Annotated in this window: 12 protein-coding genes; all 12 read right to left on the reverse strand. The window is 41.0% G+C overall.

Going from position 1 to position 17,004, the window contains the following annotated elements; genetic code table 11:
* Window positions 1-253: 253 nt before the first annotated feature.
* Window positions 254-997, reverse strand: coding sequence for a hypothetical protein (locus J3A84_RS13385; RefSeq protein ID WP_207600547.1), 744 nt, complete (start codon window positions 995-997; stop codon window positions 254-256).
* 38 nt (window positions 998-1,035) lie between these two features.
* Window positions 1,036-2,475, reverse strand: a complete 1,440-nt coding sequence (locus J3A84_RS13390; protein ID WP_207600548.1) for a hypothetical protein — start codon at window positions 2,473-2,475, stop codon at window positions 1,036-1,038.
* 13 nt (window positions 2,476-2,488) lie between these two features.
* Window positions 2,489-3,685, reverse strand: a complete 1,197-nt coding sequence (locus J3A84_RS13395; RefSeq protein WP_207600549.1) for a type II secretion system F family protein — start codon at window positions 3,683-3,685, stop codon at window positions 2,489-2,491.
* Between the two features lie 11 nt (window positions 3,686-3,696).
* Window positions 3,697-5,361 carry a GspE/PulE family protein gene (locus J3A84_RS13400; RefSeq protein ID WP_207600550.1) on the reverse strand — a complete coding sequence of 555 codons (1,665 nt, stop codon included), beginning with the start codon at window positions 5,359-5,361 and terminating at the stop codon, window positions 3,697-3,699.
* 30 nt (window positions 5,362-5,391) lie between these two features.
* Complete coding sequence (locus tag J3A84_RS13405; RefSeq protein ID WP_207600551.1) at window positions 5,392-5,709, reverse strand: prepilin-type N-terminal cleavage/methylation domain-containing protein; 318 nt, start codon at window positions 5,707-5,709, stop codon at window positions 5,392-5,394.
* A gap of 11 nt (window positions 5,710-5,720) precedes the next feature.
* Window positions 5,721-6,827, reverse strand: coding sequence for a DUF7305 domain-containing protein (locus J3A84_RS13410; RefSeq protein ID WP_207600552.1), 1,107 nt, complete (start codon window positions 6,825-6,827; stop codon window positions 5,721-5,723).
* Between the two features lie 88 nt (window positions 6,828-6,915).
* The gene (locus tag J3A84_RS15350; RefSeq protein WP_242694247.1) at window positions 6,916-7,314 is read right to left on the reverse strand and encodes a prepilin-type N-terminal cleavage/methylation domain-containing protein; all 399 of its coding nucleotides are present in this window, start codon (window positions 7,312-7,314) and stop codon (window positions 6,916-6,918) included.
* 433 nt (window positions 7,315-7,747) lie between these two features.
* On the reverse strand, window positions 7,748-8,500 hold the full coding sequence (locus J3A84_RS15355; RefSeq protein WP_207600553.1) for a prepilin peptidase: 753 nt from the start codon (window positions 8,498-8,500) through the stop codon (window positions 7,748-7,750).
* A gap of 17 nt (window positions 8,501-8,517) precedes the next feature.
* On the reverse strand, window positions 8,518-9,576 hold the full coding sequence (locus J3A84_RS13425) for a type IV pilus twitching motility protein PilT (protein WP_207600554.1): 1,059 nt from the start codon (window positions 9,574-9,576) through the stop codon (window positions 8,518-8,520).
* Window positions 9,577-9,653: 77 nt separating this feature from the next.
* The gene (locus tag J3A84_RS13430) at window positions 9,654-11,900 is read right to left on the reverse strand and encodes an EAL domain-containing protein (RefSeq protein WP_207600555.1); all 2,247 of its coding nucleotides are present in this window, start codon (window positions 11,898-11,900) and stop codon (window positions 9,654-9,656) included.
* 320 nt (window positions 11,901-12,220) lie between these two features.
* Window positions 12,221-14,653 carry a diguanylate cyclase gene (locus J3A84_RS13435; RefSeq protein ID WP_207600556.1) on the reverse strand — a complete coding sequence of 811 codons (2,433 nt, stop codon included), beginning with the start codon at window positions 14,651-14,653 and terminating at the stop codon, window positions 12,221-12,223.
* 55 nt (window positions 14,654-14,708) lie between these two features.
* On the reverse strand, window positions 14,709-16,991 hold the full coding sequence (locus J3A84_RS13440) for a putative bifunctional diguanylate cyclase/phosphodiesterase (RefSeq protein WP_207600557.1): 2,283 nt from the start codon (window positions 16,989-16,991) through the stop codon (window positions 14,709-14,711).
* Window positions 16,992-17,004 lie beyond the last annotated feature (13 nt).

A 17,004-nucleotide genomic window follows, 5' to 3' on the forward strand; every position in this document is an offset into this window, starting at 1 on the left:
ACATTTTTATTTTACTAAAATATTAATGCTGTTTATTATATAATTATAATTTAATATTTCTATACATTCAACTATGTACAAACGATATAGAACTAATTTTTAACATGCACTCCCAATTTTCTGAAAACCACTTTCCATGTCACTAAGATTACAACCAAATCGTACATTCTCTAAAGGAGCCCTCCATCCTCAAGAAAGCTTCTCCATGCATATTGCATTCTCTTATGCTTGCAGTCGAAACTTTTGCTGTATACTATGGATTATTGATATCCTGATACGCATCAGAAGGCGGCTCCTGATCGACTTCTGATATCTGTCCAGCATCTGAGCTTGTAAAGAGGGAAGACAGATTTTCAAACCCTATACTGTCTAAATAAAAACTGTACTCTTCATAAGGTTTTCCAGAAGCTTCAAGTCCTCTTACATATTGTCTGAAAGTGATGTCTACGTTAAGCTGATTTTCCTCGTTATGATATAATGTCACATTTTCAACAGCCAAAGCCAATGATGAAATATCATCCAGATTCTGTAGAAATCGTATGATTTTTTCACTGGTTCCAGAAGCTGAAAAATTCAGAGTAAGTGTAGAGAGTAGGTTTTCTTCCATATGCTCTTCCTCGGGTTTCTCCATTACTTCCTCCTCATACACTACAGCATCACTGAAGGAAAGATATTGAGGCGCTACTTCATTTTCCAGGGAATAGATGTTGAAATCATGGATCACCTGCGGATAGTCTATGTAGTCTGGAACCATATCCTCAAAGCCTTCCACTTCCATTCTAAGATTTTTGATTTCCGCTTCTTTTTCATCAATGACTCTTTCATTGGCAAGCATGAGTTCCACCCTCAAGAGCTTTTCATTATGCTCCATGGCCACATCATCCACACTTCGGATTCTCGGAATGCCGATAAAAAATATCAGAGCAATATTTATTAGAATAAATATCAGCACTATAAGAAGCTTTATCTGAAATGTCTCATTCTTTAATCTTTCCAAAATAATAGCCTCCCTTGCTGTAACGTTGTCCTTTCCTTTTATAATCCATCCGTGCCACCTTCACTTCCCCCGTCGGCTTCTTGCGTTGAAATGGATTCTTCCTGTTTATAGAGAAGACTGACCTGAAGATATTCCTGGGAGTTATCCATACTTAGACCGCTCATTCTAACTGGTTCAAATAAACCTGTACTATTGATCGCCAGCACAGTCCTTGCCGCATCCATTGTTCGGCTGTCCTCTTTTGCGAAATAGAAGCTTACATCAATACCAGTCTTGTGAATGCTGATGGAATCAATACTTGCTTCTCTAGGCAGTCTGTCCCTAAATGCAGAGAGATACCCCGTATAATCTATATTTTCACTAGAAATGCCACGAAGTATTTCCGCTTTCTTTCTCAGTTCCTTTTCATTCGCCGTGGCTTCCTTCAAGATCTCATTAACTTCTGAAATCCGATCTTCAGGTACCTGAACCAGTTCTGTGTTATAGAAGGATTTCATATAGTTCTCCAGAACGATAAACCCGCCTTGGATTAGAAGGGTTACCAGAAGTAAAGCAGCAGTCAGCCTGATTGCACTATTTCTCCGATTGGATTTAATGTACTGGTCACGCTTCGTTGCGTAATTGATTTCTTTATTATAGGTCAGCTTACTTTCCGGATAGAACCCTTGAAGCCACGCTTCTTCCGGCTCCACAGTTCCGGACAACCCACTTTCCTTTGCAGAAAACAGAGGTAGTTTCAGTGTGCCAATATCCCCATCATAAATGGACTCCAAAGATATCTTGAGCCCTTCTTCAAACCTTTTTTCCGCCTGAATAATGACCTGATCAATGGTTTCGCCGAAGTACTGTCTGGAATAGAAGTTCAGATAATACCCTATGTTTTCCAGTGTATCTTCAGTCGGTTTCCCTTCTGCATCTTCATAGTTAATTGCCGTGTGAAGAAAGACATTGTTTTGTCTTTCAATATGAATCCATGCTGAATTCGCCACAACCCTTATAATGGCTGTACTATTCTTATTTTCTTTCTGAACAATATTCATGAGAAGGCCCGGCATGGCAGAAAGTGCTGTAAGTCTTATTCTGTTTCTGGAAAAGAGCGTTCTTACCTCGTCCAGCGTCTCCTTCTTCGATGCTGTAAGCATGAGATGAAGCTCTTTCAGCTTTCTGTCGATGGATGTAATGCGGTAATCCACTTCATAGTCATTGGGATCCAGCACAAAATATTCATTAATGTTATTTGTCACAAAGTTCTCCACATCTTCACTAAATAGCAGAGGAGCTGTGACACTCTTGACTACAGTCTCGCGATCCTCAATGACTGCTTTCCCTTGTCTGATCTTTCGCTTATTCAGAAACTGCGTGAAACTTTCATCATCCTTGTAACGATGATAGTCCAGAACAGTCAGAGTTTTACCTGTTTTCTCCAGATAATAAGCATCTATTCTATTCTGCGAAAAATATACAATTAGCTCTTTCATTCCATGCTCCCCTCTATCCGATACCTTGTGACATGTTCAATATTGGCACAGCGATCGCAATGACGATGAATCCGACCACTCCTCCTATGATGATAATCATCATAGGCTCGATCTTCGCCACAAGTTTATTCAGAGAGAATTCCACCTCTCTGTCATAAATTGCAGCCAACTTATAAAGCATCTCATCCAGCTGCCCTGTCTCCTGTCCTACTCTCATGAGTCCATATACCATGGGATCGAAAAGCTGTTCTTCCTGAAAAGCATCCGACATGGTCTGCCCATTGATGATTCTTTTGATGGCTTTGTCAAAACCTTTCTCCAGGTGACGATTTCTAAGAATATTCTTTGTAGAATCCAAAGCTTCCAGTACAGGCACCCCGGATTTAAGAAACACACCAAGACTTCTTGCCATTCGGGAAATGATTACCTGCTTGCTGAAAATCCCAGCAACAGGGAGGTGTAATATCAGGTTATCTTTGAAGAGAACGAATCTCTGATTTCTCCAAAGTATGATCAAAAGGATAGCAACGACAAGAGTAACGCCCAAAAGTAGAAGCGTATTGCTCTGGAAAAAATTCGTCATGGCTAGAAGGATTTTTGTGGGCATTGGAAGGCTTTCCATATCCGAGAAGAGGTCCGCAAAGGACGGGACCACAAAATACACGAAGAACAGGATTGTAGCCACTGTAGCACCCACTAGGATTTTCGGATACACAGTAGCTGTCTTCACCTTGTTTCTGATGGCGATTTCTCTCTGATAGTATTCTTCCATGTTCAATAGAATGTTATCCAGCTCCCCGGTGGACTCTCCAACTTTCACCATGTCAACGACAAGCTGAGGAAAATCTTCTGTGGCTTCCATGGATGTGGAAAGGGATTCTCCTTTTCTCACAGTTTCCAGAATTTTACCGTAAACCTTTTTGATTTCCTTGTTAGTGGACTGCTGCTCTAATATTTCAAGGCTCAGCATGATGTTCACTCCTGACCTGATCATAAGGGCCATGTGACCGCAGAAATTCACCAGTTCCTGGTCCCGGAATCTCTTTTTGGGTGTGAAAAGATCTCGCTGTTCTTCTTTTTCCTCAATACTGATCGGTGTAACATTCAGATTTCGTATTCTTTCATTTACAGTCACAGGGTCAGGACCAAGTATGGTGCCTTTCACAATCTTTCGATTGATGTCCCATCCTCTATATTTATATGTCGGCATATTCCATCCCCCTACAATGTTGTTCTCATAAGTTCCTCGATGGTTGTCTCTCCTGCCAGAACCTTAGATATACAGGACTCTTTCAGGCTTTCCATTCCAGATTGTCTTGCGTATTTTTCGATCTCAAGATCGGATGCATCCTCTACGATGAGTCTCTTGATCTCGTCATCCATCTCCAGCACTTCAAACACTGCAGTTCTCCCTTTGTAACCCTTCATGTTGCAGGAGGGACATCCTACAGACTTCTTCAGCATCACATCTTCAGTAACACCTAGAATCTGCTTTTCATATGCTGATGCAGGCTCGCTGATTGCACAGAACGGACATACTTTTCGGACCAGTCTCTGTGAAATGACGCCTGCAAGAGTGGACGCCAGAAGATATGGCTGTATATCCATGTCTTTCAGCCTGGAGATAGTGGATACCGCATTGTTGGTATGAATGGTGGAGAAGACAAGATGCCCTGTCAATGCCGCACGTATGGAAATTTCCGCTGTTTCCTGATCACGAATTTCACCTACGAGTACAATATCAGGGTCCTGACGCAGAATACTTCTTAACCCATCTGCAAAAGTGAATCCGATCTTGTTATTCACCTGCATCTGATTGACACCTTCCAGGTTGTATTCCACCGGGTCTTCTATGGTGACGATATTCTTTCGGACATCATTGACTTCATTGATGAAACTGTAAAGTGTTGTTGTCTTTCCGGAGCCTGTGGGTCCGCACATGAGGACGATGCCGTAAGGTTTTCTTATGGTTCTCTGTATGATTTCATTCTCCCTTTCTTTGAATCCAAGCCTGGATAGCTCCAGCAATGCATCATCCTTATTGAGTAGTCTGATTACGATCTTCTCTCCATAAATGGTAGGCACTACAGAAACACGCATGTCCACAAACTTTCCGCTTGCACGATATAAGAATCTTCCATCCTGCGGAACTCTCTTCTCAGATATATTCATATTGGACATGATCTTCACGATACTGACAACAGGTTCCAGAATCTGAATATCCGAACGCAGGATTTCTTCAAGAAATCCGTCCACACGATATCGAACCCGAATTTCAGCATCTTCAGGTTCTATGTGCACGTCAGACGCTTTATAGATAATCGCATTTTCCAGCACTGTATTGATAAACTGGATAATAGGTGCATCCTGATTGAGCTCTGTCTCCAGTTTTTCCACCTGGTTTCTGGACATGACAACAGAACGCTGAAAAACCTCTGCCGCTTTCTGCGCTTTTTCTTTGTCATAATATTTTTCAATATTACGCAGGACCTGATCCTGTGAAGAAATAGCCGGTTTGATGACATACCCTGTTGCAAGACGAATATCATCAATGGCAAAATAGTTAGATGGGTCACTCATAGCCACCAGGAGTTCTCCGTTATCCAGTCTTACTGGTACTGCAGAATACTTTCTCGCCAGTTTCTCCGGTAAAACTCTTATGACTTCCTGTTTGATATGAATCTCATCCAGCTCCAGCATGGGAATATTCAGCTGCCTCTTGATGGCAGTGAGAATTTCATCATAAGAAACCATACCCTGGTTCACTAGGATATCGCCCAACTTTTCTTCTGTTTTTCTCTGTATCTCAAGTGCCAGACTGAGCTGTTCATCACTGAGCAGGCCTTCCGTACGTAGTATTTCTCCTAGTCTTTTCTTAACTGCCATTGTTACCTCCAACAAAAAGATAATATTGAATCATTTCTGGTACTCGAAAAATCGTATAGAAATGTCACCTTCTGTTACTTTGTATATTTCTATATTGACTTCAATTACTTCGCCTTCAAAATTCAGCATCAATTGTCCTTGCTCATATGATGAAATATTTTCATCATCAGTCTCAATTCTTGATTCAGCTAAAAATAACTGAGTGGAATCATCTCCACCCTGTTTTACCTTTACTTGACCAAATGAAAATAGCGGAATACTGACTACTGCAATTAATGCAACCAGGGCCATTGCTATTAACACTTCTAATAAAGAAAACCCTTGATTTTTCACTGATTTATTATTCATCATAATTTCACCTAATTCCACGGAGAATCATCATAATTAATTCTGATATCAGATGATCCATCTGTAGCTTCATTACCTGGAATAGTATAATCGTTATCCAATGGTTTTATTATTGTATTATTTTGAACGGAAAGCGAATGAGTCACAATAGCTCCTTCAACATTACTATGTGTCTGAAAACTAATACTGGAATTTGGTGCATATAATATCCCTCTAAAATCCAGTTTATTTTTCACTACGATATCTGTTGATTGATTCGTAACAATAATCAGATTTTCAGGAGCACCATTTAAGTTAATGCCAACTTTATTGTTTGTACCTATTAACACTTCTTCTTCAACAAATATAATCAGTCTGCTGTTTCTGTCAGTGTTTATAAGTTTTATATCTCCGCCAACATTAAGATGATTCACCCTAATAACCCTCGTTCCATATTTAAGGTCAATAATCAATTCACTATTCTTATCATCAATACTTATCGAATCATAATAGGAATCTTTTTCAATTGTAAAGGACATTTTCTTTTTAGAAAATGGATTCTCAAATGGATATATATTCATTGGATATATTTCGTCCTGATATATAACGTCAGGATACTTATCTTTCACAGAATATGTTATTAAGTTCTCATCAAAATCGGCATTGGGTTTTAATTCTACTGAATCTGGATTATCTACAATTACTACAGACTTTCCGCTAGGGATCATTACATCATTTCCTAACCTTAACATTACTTCAGCAGACTTCTTTTCATTCATATATTCAGCATCAGCTTTTACTGTAAGCTTATCTTCACTTTTCAGTTGAACATGGAGTACTACCGTTGCGTTCCCGATACTTTCTATACTCGATGACTTATCAGTAATTTTTTCAAGCAACTCTGACCACTCTTCACTTGAAGAAATTTTAGATTGATCAATAAGATACTCCGCAAAAGATTCTGCGCTTGATTTTGCAATGTAGTAGGCTTGAGATCTGTTCGTTTTACTCACGCTCTGCTGAACCTGAAAACCACTGACTGATAAAAACGTAACCCCCAAAAGCATCAATACCGAGAAAAAGATCAATACAACTGGTAAGATTATTCCATTTTGTTTGTAGTATGAATTTTTCATCATGATAACCTCCCGGATTGTATTGTATAGAAGCAAGACCACTTCGCTAAGTTTTTCACTCATCGAAGTGGTCTTAGCCACATGTTAACAACTAATTATTAGTAATAATAATTTCATCAAAGACTGAAGATGGTGCATCTGCTAATAATTTTTCAACTCCTGTAACTACTTTTGCAGAAGCAACATTTACACCTAAAGAAACTTTACCATCAGATGTTGTGATACTGTATTCTGCATTTTTGCTGTTACCATTTGTTTCTACACCATTCAGCTCTAAATCCTCGAATTCTGTAGAGTCCTCTGAAATTTGAGCGGTCAGATAAGCTGTTTCGATAGATTTGATTTCAGCATACACTGCAGTAGCCTTACTATCGTTGATAGCGCTTAAGGCAACTGGTGTAACCACCGCAGCAAGAACAGCAATAATAGCAATGACAATCAACAATTCAACCAGTGTAAAACCTTTTTGCTTTTTTCTTAATTTGATCATTTTAATAACCCCTTTCTTCGCAAGATAAATAAAAATAGAGCTTTGTTTTTAACATTCATATATTATTAAAGAATAATTCTTAACAATTTTCAGAATCTTTAATTAAATATACATTTATGTCGAAAATATTCACCCTACACATTTACTCAATGCTTATATTCTAGCACTGAAATTTCTATATATCAAGCTGGAATTACGCTATTAAACTATATTTTTTTAGCAATAATCAGTTGACTCTCTACGTGTTACACAATACAAGCTAAAAGCCTTTCTCAGGCTTTAGATTAATTGTAACAACAATTTTTATGCAACTAAAATAAAAGTCGAAACCGCAAACACCCGAGAATTTCTTCTTGTTTTATGTCGAAAATAATTTTAATGTTCACTATTTTTGTTATTAAAATATGAACAAATTTAAAAACAAAAGGATCTATCAAAAACTGAACAAACTGAAATAAAAATCAAGAAGCTCCTGCCCGAAAAGCAGAGCCATAAAGAATCCTATAATGAGAAGAGGGCCAAACGGAATGCCTTCCTTGCCATTTTTTTTCTTACTTGCAAGAAGAAATGAGGCTACCCCGCCTCCAATTACGCTGGTTAGAAAGAACGATACCAGAGTCAGGACAGGCCCCAGTACAATACCAATAAGACCTAGAATCCAGATATCACCTATTCCCATCCCTCCCTTGGTGATCTGAATCACCAGAAAAATTAAAATCATAGCAATGAGACCAGCAAGAATAAACGGAAGAATGCTTATCCCTCTGTAAGTCCTTTCTAATAGAATGAACACTACCAGGATCGCACCTGGAACCAGTGTTGAAAGATAGACATCCATAGTATCATAGTCAATCATGCCCACAACTATGAGAACAGAAGAAAAGAGGCACAGAAGTACTGATTCAATACCAAAACCAATTTTCTGATAAAGCATCAGATAAAGAAAGCCATTCAGTCCTTCGATCAGAGGATACCTTGCTGAAATTTTCTCCCTGCAGTATCCGCATCTGCCTTTCAATAACAGATAACTGAAAACAGGCACAAGATGATAGGCTCTGATTCTTTTCCCGCAGCTTCCACAGGTACTTGGTGGATAAGCAATGCTGATGCCAGCTGGAATCCTATAGATCACTACATTAAGAAAAGAACCGATGATAAGACCATATACCACATATAAAAGACCCACTATACTCCTCCCTGAAACTAAAATAAACCAAAAATCTGCTTCTTCATGGTTTCCTGATCCAATGCAAAGGCCACTGCACTTTCTTTTGTGATGACCTTTTCTCTATAGAGCGCTAGAATAGATGAATCCATGGAAATCATACCTGAAGATGCTCCTGTCTGAATCAGTGTCTGGAGCATATGCACTTTCCCTTCTCGAATCAGGTTTCTCACTCCAGTGGTTCCTGTCATGATTTCAAAAGCAGCCACTCTCCCCGATCCGTCGGCCTTCGGTATCAGTTTCTGAGAAACCACACCTTCAAGCACCATAGAGAGCTGAAGTCTGATCTGAGCCTGCTGATGAGGGGGAAACACATCAATGATCCGGTCCACCGTCTGAGCGGCGCTGGAGGTATGAAGAGTCGATAAAACGAGATGTCCCGTTTCCGCAGCTGTTATTGCTGTGCCGATGGTATCAAGGTCTCTCATTTCTCCCACAAGAATCACATCCGGATCCTGCCTTAATGAGGCGCGAAGAGCTTCTGCAAAGCCTTTTGAATCGCGATGAATCTCTCGCTGACTTATAAGGGATTTTTTGTGATGATGAAGATACTCAACCGGGTCCTCCAGAGTAATGATATGACCTTCCTGCTCTTCATTGATCCGATCGATCATCGATGCCAGCGTCGTCGTTTTTCCGCTTCCAGTAGGTCCTGTAATAAGGACCAGCCCTTTCCGAAGTCTCGTGAAGGATTCCATCACAGAAGGTAGACCCAGTTCCCTGAAAGAAGGGATTCTGGCCCCGATTACACGAAATGCGGCGGCGTATCCCATCCTTTCCCGAAAAAGGTTCACTCTGTATCGTCCACTTTCATCTTCATAGGAAAAGTCTGTTTCCCCATCTGATAAAAGCAACGCTCTTTCTTTATTCGAAACATGTTCCTGTACAATTTTATCCATATCCGCCACCTGGAGAACAGTCTCTGTTATCGGTATGAGCTTCCCGTTCACTCTCATGAGCGGGCTGGAACCTACCGCAAGATGCACATCAGATGCCGCTTTTTCTGTTGCCTTACCAAGGATTTCTTGAAGATTCATCCCTTCCCTCCAATTGCTTATGCACATACATCACTTTTCTTACGTGTCATTCAAAAGATTGCACTTCTTCAATCACGCTAATATACCGGTTCTCCATCAACTTCATCTGATCCGGAATCCTCAGTTGTAATGATGGGAAACTTCCTTCTCATGACCCGAACCCAGCAGCTGTTAGGACTGGCAATAAGTGTCAGACTAGCTTCTTCGGGCTTAGCAGGTCTACCGCAGATATAACCCTGAACACAGTCGCAGTCCGCATAGAAGAGATACTCCATCTGCGATTCCAGCTCCACACCTTCCGCCACCACACTTAGTCCCAATCTATGAGCCAGAGATATAATGTCAGTGGTTATATACTCACTGGTATCTCCAGGGGATATGGGATCGATGAAGGCTTTATCGATTTTCAGAATATCCACATTCAGCTCCTTCAGGCTCCTTAATGAGGAGTAGCTTGTTCCAAAATTGTCCAGTGCAATAAGGAACCCATGTTCTCTTATTTCCTGAAGCTTTTTATTCATTTCCTTGAAATTATCGATAAGAACGGATTCTTCGATTTCAAGGATAATATGACCCCCGCTGATTCCCTCCTGCTCTGATATCCGAAGGATATCCTTCAGAAAATCCTCATGCAGCAGCTGGATCGCTGAGATATTCACTGACACGCGAACATGGCTATAGCCTTTTTCGTACATTTTCTTCGCATATCTTGCTGCCTGAGCGAAAATAAGATTGCCAAGAGGTATCATAAGATTGTTCTTTTCCGCTATTTCAATGAACTTTTCCGGAGGTACTTTCCCGTATTTTTTCGAAGTGAATCGAGCAAGAGCCTCAAAGGAAGAGACCGACCCATCTTTCATGGAAATAATAGGCTGGTAGAGCAGGTGTACCCCTCCACTGCTTTCATCATTTATGATCTCTTTTAGTTCACTGACAACCATATCCTCCATCTGCAGTTTTCTTCCTGTGTGATAAGAGAAGAACGCATAATTCACTTCATCTTTTTCTCCGACACTGGAAAGTGATACTGCCGTTTCCTTCAGAAGCTGCTCCATGGATTTTCTGTTGTCATCCAATTCCGTGATACCGAATTTAATGTTCATGTATTCGATTGTCCCATGAAGATTGAAATTTTCTCTGGAGAGATTTGTCACTTCTTCCACCAGAGTAATCAGTTCCAGTTTACTATTATAATCCTCAGCAAGAAGAATGAATTTGTCCTCTGAGAGGTTGAAAACCTGGACTGGATAATTCACAAGGCCAGGAATAGTCCTTCCGATTCTTCCGACAATCTGAGCAATGCTTTCATAAGGGTTTTCAAAATGATGGGTCTTATAGTGAATATGTTTTACAAGAATCAGCGCTTTTTTTGTGCTTTGGATCAGATTTTTCTCATCCGTCAGGATGGTTCTCAGATACTCTTCATTAGGCAGTTTCGTCGACTGGTCAAAATATGCGAGATTCATAAGGTTCCTGAATCGTCTGTATGATGACCCGAAAAGTGAAAGAAGTGCACCATAAACAAAGAAAAGGATCAGCAGACTCACTCCGGTCAATCTACTCAGGAGTTCCTCTGTATCTTTCACGCTCTGAGCCACAGCCAGAGTCCCTTGTCGTCCATTTTCATTGAAGATTGGAACAAAAACCTGATAGACCTCCTCCTCTCCAATTGTACTATAGGTTCCAGCCTCATTTTCCTGATCGATGCCTTCTATGATTTCTGATTCCTCGAAGATTTTTCCAATGCGGTCCGATTCAGTGCTCGCAAGAACTTGATAGTTATTATCAATGAAAGTCAGGTGCAGCAGGTTGTTTCCGTTTTTCATCCTGTTGAAATTATTGATCATTTCAAAATTATCCACAAAGGAGTTGATATGGTCTGCTGAAACACCAACCTGTACAAATCCTCCATCAGCCATCCGAAAGTAACCATACTTGTAATCCAGATTGGAAATGGTATTGGTTCTTACAGGACCTAAAAAACTTGTCAGATCACTGGTATAGAAATCATAAACAGGATGTCCTTCATAAACACTCCATCCCACGTTCTTTGGATATGCAGAACTGACTACGATACCTTCAGGGCTGTATACATCGATGCTGTCCACATTCATCTTCTCAGCCACCACCGCAAGGTCAAGGTTCTCTGGGTTTCGAGCATTGATGACTCCATTACCCGCAGCCTCGATTTTATCTTCAATAAGCTCAGTCACTGCTTCGTAGGCCTCGATATTCTTTTCTAGCGTATGAGAATAACTCTTGGCGGTATAGTTGGCATTTCTCACCATTTCATCTCTTATATAATCGCTGAAAGTATGGATCATAACAAATCCTACCAGCATGAAAACAATAGTAACACCGATAAACGCCAATATATAAAGACTAAAATATGTCTTACTCACTTTCTTCTGACTCAACATGCTCACCTTTCCCCTTCTAGCTCAGACACCGACCCTCATGAGATATTTCTTTTCATTTCTCATTGCTAAAAACCGGTTTATTCGTTCTTCACCAGTATTCTAGGATTACTTATCTATTTTATCATACAGCAACCTAAAACCTTAATACTTTATGATAATCTTTATTGTCTTTTTCTATATTCTGTATTACTAAAAGAACAAGACTCCAAACTGCAAAATCAGCGCTATACACATTGATCTGCAGTAGATTCCGCTGGCTTTTTTCTTCTGATCGTAATGAGTATGTCTACAAGAGATTCATCAAGGATCACACCCGATTCTCGTTTCATCACCATAAACGCTACTTCTTCCGGCACACTGACTTCACTTAGCCGGGATGTCAGTCTATCAAATCTTTCCGCCACAGCAATGATTCTTGAGAGAAGCGGAATCTCTTTTCCTTTGAGCCCCTTAGGATACCCTGACCCATTCCATTTTTCGTGATGCGAAAGAACGATTCGAGCAAGTTCCATTGTTTCCTCAAAGGAATTAAGAATTCTGTATCCGATGACTGCGTGATCTTTTCTTGTTGGAAGTATATACTGATCCTCCCCTTCACTCATAAATCTGGTGATTTTACCTATGTCATGGATATAAGCGGCATCTCTCAGCTTGGTCATCTCTTCCTCACTTAAGGATAGCTCTTTACCGATGGCATCAGCCAGGAGTACGGTGTTTTCAGCATGCACGCGTTCCTCTTCTCGTCCCATGATGATCCCCACAAGGGATTTCAGCTGCTTGGTGCTTTCTTCACTTTTCGATACAGTCTTTTCCCGATACATTTTCTGCTCCGCATCATTCATGACACTCTCAATCGTCGTCTGATTGTTCTCCATGACGGAAAGGCCAAGCGCTATCCCACCACGTACGCCATGAAAATCTTCGCTCTGTATGGAATCTGTTATGCGCTGCATGATTTCTTCAGCGGCTTCTTTTTCTGTGTTTCTTAAAAAAAGGTAGAATTCATCACCACCTACCCTGAACAGAAGATCTTCTTTTCTCGTTTGACTTCTGATGATCTCAGCGATTCTTTTTAGAAATTCATCCCCTTTGCGATGGCCAAAGATATCATTGGAAAGTTTCAGACCATTGACATCTCCAACCACAATGCTCATAGGCATGTATTCCTCCTTCTCAAGCTCGGTTGAGATTTTTTCAAGATAGGTTCTGTTATAGAGACCTGTGAGCGCGTCATGATAACTGAGATAGAGCACTTCTTCTTCCTGTTTCTTTCTCTCAGTGATATCAGCGAACGTCACAACTGACCCGATGATTTTTCCTTCCTGAATCTGAGGATGTGCAGAATATCGCACGGAAAACGGACTTCCATCCTTTCTGAAGAAGACTTCGTTCTCATCCGTAATGATGTCTCCTTTTCCGATGGATTCATAAATCTGGCAGTCTTCCCTGCTCACAGCAACACCCTCTCTTGTGCTGTGATGAATCATCTCATGACAGTTTGTGCCGATGAGCTCTTTCGCATCCCTATAACCCAGTAGTGCCAATGCGCTTTTATTGATGAACGTGAAGTGGCCATGGACATCCATACCGTAGATTCCTTCTGCAGATGAATTCAAAATCAGTGTCAGTTTTTCTTCGCTGGATGCAAGCTTGATGTTCGCCTTCTGTAGCTCCTGGGTAGTTTCTCTTCTTTCTTTTGCGTTCCACACACCGTTCATAAGAAGCGAAAGCTCTTCTACATCCTCACTGGAATAACCTTCCTCTTTATTCGCGACCCCAATCACTGCCAGAACCGCATCTTCCATGATAACAGGAACCGTCATCAGATTAAACGGATATGATTCTTCAGCTTGTTCTTCATGGACTTTTTTTCTACCGTTGTAGATCATGGGTTTCCTAGTCTTCACGGACTCGGTCCAAAGTTTCGTTCTATCAAGACTATAAATCATATTTGATGACTTCCTTATGGAGATGACTCTTCCATCTTTAGCGAAATTCTCCAACGTGAAAAGTTGATCCTCTTCATTGTAAAGATAGATATATCCGTAGGATGAATCTGTTAAAGCCAAGGCTTTCATGAGCACGTAGTCCATTTGCTCCTGGGATGAGCTGAAATCACTCACTGTAACATCAAGGAGAATCTCATTCCGCTTTATGATTTTCTCCCGTTCTTCACGCCTTTTCACTATATCTGTGATATCTTCTGTATAAGTACCAACACCTTTCTCACCACCAGGAAGTACAAGCTGAAATTTTTGCAACCTGTATGTTCTTCCCCTCCAGATCAGAATCTGCTGGATTTCTTCACCAGTCTCAAGGACCTTTCGATCGACTTCATGCAGTTTCTCAGCCATCTCTTCGTCATAAAAATTTTCGTCATTTTTACCGAGAAAATCCGCCTTCCTCTTATCAAAGAGCGCTGTATACGCTTCATTCACGAGGAAATATCGGTACTTATCATCCTTGATGGACAGGTATCTGTTATCCTGATCATAGAATCGAAGCCCCATTTCCACGTACCTTTCAGCGGTCATGAGCTTCTTTTTCATCTTCCTGTGATTAAGTATATGAAGGATCAGAAGCACTGCCAGAATCATTAGTGGCAGCATCAGCGGGTTCTCTCTGATGTCATTTATTTGTTGTGTTATTGCCCACATATTATCTCCTTATCCGATCATTAGCCGATCATCTAATGTTATTTATGTCATTTATCTACCGCAAATGACTCTGCTTTCTGACGTAGCGAAGCGCATCCTTCTCCTGCATGGGTTTGCTGTAGTAATAACCTTGAAGAACATCACAACCTTCACGGATAAGATAGTCTCTTTCTTCTTTTGTCTCCACTCCTTCTGCTACAGCAGAAAGACCAGACTTATGCACCATTCTGATGATGTCTCCTGTGATCAGATCCGATGGATCAAGCTGAGTGATTTTTCGGATGAAGTACTGGTCAATCTTCACGGAATCCACATGGAGTTCCTTCAGTCTGGCGAAAGACGAATATCCAGTACCGAAATCATCAATGGATATATGGAGTCCCATCTCTCGCAGAACTTTAAGTTTCCTGTTCACCAGATCGTAGCTGCTCAGAAAAACCGATTCCGTAATCTCAAGTTCGATAAAAGAGGGATCAATCGACGCATATTCGATGATTCCCCTTACCATTGAAACAAAATCATCCTGAATCACCTGAATAGGAGAAATATTCACCGCTACCCTGATTCCATATCCTTCCTCCAGAAGCTTCTTTTCAAAATCCACGGCCTTTTCCAGTATCAGCCGCCCAAGATCCGGCATAAGGCCGTTCTTTTCAGCAATCTGGATGAATTCAAGCGGAGATATCATTCCATATTTTTGAGAGTTCATTCTGGTCAATGCTTCCAGTCCGATGATGGTTTCAGTTTTCGCATCTATAAGCGGCTGATAGGTCAGAAGAATGATATTATCCATTTTGCTTTCAATGGCCATTTTCAGTTCACTCTCAATTGCTGTTTCACGCAGGATCTTCATTTCCATGACCTCGTCAAAGAAGATATATGGTTTTGGTGCATCTTCACTCACATTGTTCAACGCGATGAGTACATCTTTCAAGACATCCACTTCATCATTGTATTGTTCGCCTAGTTCAAGGGCTCCGAAAGCCAGTGTATTGTATCTTTTTTCCTCTTTGTGGTCTCCCTGCAGCGGAATCACCTGACTTAAATTTTCCATGATCGAAACGAGCATCTCTCTCCGGCCATAGTTGCGGACCAGCATCATGAACTTTTCCTCGGAAAAACGGAAAAGACTGGCCCCTTCAATAGCTCGGGCGCTGATGTTCTTTGCAATATCCTGCAGGATGGATTCTCCCCGCTCATGACCCTTTGTCATGGTGATTCTGCTGAATCTGGGTACATGAACCATAATAAGCGCCAGTTGATCTCTTCTGGACTGCTTCAGCTCATAACGAAGCATTCGTTTCAGATATTTCGCGTTGGGGAGCCTCGTGATGTCATCCTCATAAGCCAGATCAAAAAGCTTCCGAGTCTTATCATGCAGCAGGTAGATGACGATGATCGCCGCAAGGTAGATCATAAGCAGCACAACGGTCATACTTCTGGTGAGATTCCTGATGGCATTTCTGGTCTCCTCCAGAGACATCCCGATGAGAAGAGTCCCCGCCTCGGTACCGGATAGATAGACCGGTTCATGAAAATCATGAATCTCTTCCATAGGTACCAGCTGAAACTCACCAATATTCAGTGTATCAGACAGCGGTTTTCTTTCCGAAATCACTGTGACTTTTCCAACCTCCTCATCCCTGCTGCTGCCGAGAATGATGCCTTCAGATGAAACGTAATTTACATACTCCACTTGATCATGCGTCAGCATTTCCTTCAGAAGACTGTTCATGTGGAATCCACCAATAAGTGTATTCACTTTCTGAGCATCAATACCCACCTGTACTGTTCTTCCATCCTCCATCTTCTCATAACCATATAAATAGAAATCACCAGTGATGGTATTGGCTCTTATTGGCTCAATATAGAATGATAAATCAGAATTCATGAAATCCCTCACAGGATGATTCAAAGGTGGATTCCAACCTACGAATCGCTCTATGTTCGATAGCATCAAGATTCCATCCTGATTGTAGATAGCAATTTCATCCACATTCATCTGGGTTGAGAGCGCAACAAGATCCTCATTTTGCAGATCCGCATCGGTATTCGTGATGATGCTGGCGAGACCCTTCAGTTTATCATGAATCAGTTGCTCCACCACCGCACTTGCTTCAACGCTCCGGCTCAAACTATGGGAGTATCCCTTCGCGAGATTATTTGCATTGATTTCGAGCTCCTTCACATAGTGATGCTTGATGCCTTGGGATAGAATGATCAACCCAAGACATAGAAAAACCGTGATCAGATACATGGATACTTTTGTCAGAAATCCGACATCTCGCGGTTTCTTCATCATTTCATTTGCTTGCTTGAGTAAGTTTTTCTGACTCAATGATCTTCCTCCA

This window comes from Proteiniclasticum aestuarii (assembly GCF_017368455.1).
Lineage (GTDB): Bacteria > Bacillota > Clostridia > Clostridiales > Clostridiaceae > Proteiniclasticum > Proteiniclasticum aestuarii.

What these genes read in the sequence shown, in the direction of transcription:
- J3A84_RS13405 (WP_207600551.1), bottom strand. Translation starts at nt 5,709, where the DNA reads ATGAATAATAAATCAGTGAAAAATCAAGGGTTTTCTTTATTAGAAGTG.
- J3A84_RS13430 (WP_207600555.1), bottom strand. Translation starts at nt 11,900, where the DNA reads ATGATCCATACTTTCAGCGATTATATAAGAGATGAAATGGTGAGAAAT.
- J3A84_RS13395 (WP_207600549.1), bottom strand. Translation starts at nt 3,685, where the DNA reads ATGCCGACATATAAATATAGAGGATGGGACATCAATCGAAAGATTGTG.
- J3A84_RS13390 (WP_207600548.1), bottom strand. Translation starts at nt 2,475, where the DNA reads ATGAAAGAGCTAATTGTATATTTTTCGCAGAATAGAATAGATGCTTAT.
- J3A84_RS13425 (WP_207600554.1), bottom strand. Translation starts at nt 9,576, where the DNA reads ATGAATCTTCAAGAAATCCTTGGTAAGGCAACAGAAAAAGCGGCATCT.
- J3A84_RS13400 (WP_207600550.1), bottom strand. Translation starts at nt 5,361, where the DNA reads ATGGCAGTTAAGAAAAGACTAGGAGAAATACTACGTACGGAAGGCCTG.
- J3A84_RS13435 (WP_207600556.1), bottom strand. Translation starts at nt 14,653, where the DNA reads ATGTGGGCAATAACACAACAAATAAATGACATCAGAGAGAACCCGCTG.
- J3A84_RS13410 (WP_207600552.1), bottom strand. Translation starts at nt 6,827, where the DNA reads ATGATGAAAAATTCATACTACAAACAAAATGGAATAATCTTACCAGTT.
- J3A84_RS15350 (WP_242694247.1), bottom strand. Translation starts at nt 7,314, where the DNA reads ATGATCAAATTAAGAAAAAAGCAAAAAGGTTTTACACTGGTTGAATTG.